Below are 1,894 nucleotides of genomic sequence, written 5' to 3'. Positions count from 1 at the left end.
CCCTCGGAGCGCCACGGCTGATCGGGCGCCTGGCGCGGTGGCACAGGGTTGCTCATATTCGGACGTTACGTCACAAAGCATCCCCGGGCATCCGCGCTGCCGACGCCTCCGAGGGGCCGGGAAAACGCCTGGGGCGCCCCTCCGTAGAGGGACGCCCCAAGTTTCGTACGAGGTGGAACTCGCGCGACGGGCGCGCTCAGCCCATGAACTTCTTGAACTCGTCGGGCAGCTCGAAGTTCTGCCCGGCCTGCCCGCCCGGAAGACCGAAGGCGCCGCCCTCCTGGCCGGCCTGCTCGCGGCGCGTGGCCGCCTCCAGCTCCTCCTGCTTGCGCTTCATCGGGTTACCGGAGCGCCGCTTGCCCTTGGCCTGCTTCTGCTTCTTCTTCTGCTTGCCGGCGCCGCCGCCCATGCCCGGCAGTCCGGGCATACCCGGCATGCCGCCGCCCTGGGCCATGCGGGACATCATCTTGCGCGCCTCGAAGAACCGCTCGACGAGGCCCTTCACCGCGCTGACCTCGACACCGGAGCCCTTGGCGATACGGGCGCGCCGGGAGCCGTTGATGATCGTGGGCTCCTGACGCTCGGCGGGCGTCATGGACTTGATGATGGCGGCGGTGCGGTCGACGTCGCGCTCGTCGATGTTGTTGATCTGGTCCTTGATCTGCCCCATGCCGGGCATCATGCCGAGCAGCTTGCTGATGCTGCCCATCTTCCTGACCTGCTCCATCTGGGCCAGGAAGTCATCGAGCGTGAAGTCCTTGCCCTTGCTGCTCGCCAGCTTGGAGGCCATCTTCTCGGCCTCTTGCTGGGAGAAGGTCTGCTCGGCCTTCTCGATGAGCGTGAGCATGTCGCCCATGCCGAGGATGCGGGACGCCATGCGGTCCGGGTGGAACGCGTCGAAGTCGTCCAGCTTCTCGCCGTTCGAGGCGAACATGATCTGGCGGCCGGTGACCTGCGCGATGGAGAGCGCGGCACCACCGCGGGCGTCACCGTCGAGCTTGGAGAGCACCACGCCGTCGAAGCCGACGCCGTCGCGGAAGGCCTCGGCGGTGTTGACCGCGTCCTGACCGATCATGGCGTCGACGACGAACAGGACCTCGTCCGGGCTGACCGCGTCACGGATGTCCGCGGCCTGCTGCATCAGTTCCTGGTCGATGCCGAGGCGGCCGGCGGTGTCGACGATGACGACGTCGTACTGCTTGGTCTTGGCGAACTCGATGGAGTCCTTGGCGACCTGCACCGGGTCGCCCACGCCGTTGCCCGGCTGGGGGGCGTAGACGCCGACGCCGGCGCGCTCGGCGACGACGCTCAGCTGGTTGACGGCGTTGGGGCGCTGGAGGTCACAGGCCACCAGGAGCGGCGAGTGGCCCTGCCCCTTCAGCCAGAGGCCGAGCTTTCCGGCGAGGGTCGTCTTACCGGCGCCCTGGAGGCCGGCGAGCATGATGACGGTCGGCCCGGTCTTCGCGAAGCGCAGGCGCCGGGTCTCGCCGCCGAGGATGCCGATGAGCTCCTCGTTGACGATCTTGATGACCTGCTGGGCGGGGTTCAGCGCCTGGGAGACCTCGGCGCCGGCCGCGCGCTCCTTGATCTGCTTGATGAAGGCGCGTACGACGGACAGGGCGACGTCGGCTTCGAGCAGGGCGATGCGGATCTCGCGCGCCGTGGCGTCGATGTCCGCCTCGGACAGGCGGCCCTTGCCCCGGAGGTTCTTGAATGTCGCTGCGAGGCGGTCGGAGAGAGTATCGAACACGGCGGTCGCGAATCCTCGTAGTTGGGGGCGGGCTGACAGGTCGCCTTCCAGAGTATCTGGCGCGGCCCGGTGCCTGGGGCGGTGGGCGGGTTCTTCCTCACCCCGCCCGAGGCGCTCGGCAGGCCTAGCTCCCCGCCAGAACCC

General features: G+C 68.8%; 1 protein-coding gene. It reads right to left on the bottom strand.

Annotated features, from left to right (window positions below; all coding sequences use genetic code 11):
* Positions 1 to 196: 196 nt before the first annotated feature.
* Positions 197 to 1,750 (bottom strand): signal recognition particle protein, encoded by a 1,554-nt coding sequence (ffh, locus tag GKQ77_RS32275; RefSeq protein WP_125515353.1) that lies wholly within the window; start codon positions 1,748 to 1,750, stop codon positions 197 to 199.
* Between the last annotated feature and the right edge of the window lie 144 nt (positions 1,751 to 1,894).

It is taken from the genome of Streptomyces anatolicus, assembly GCF_019400875.1.
Classification (GTDB): Bacteria; Actinomycetota; Actinomycetes; order Streptomycetales; family Streptomycetaceae; genus Streptomyces; species Streptomyces anatolicus.
Note: the sequence above shows the minus strand (reverse complement) of the source record. Positions and strands in the feature narration are given on the sequence as shown.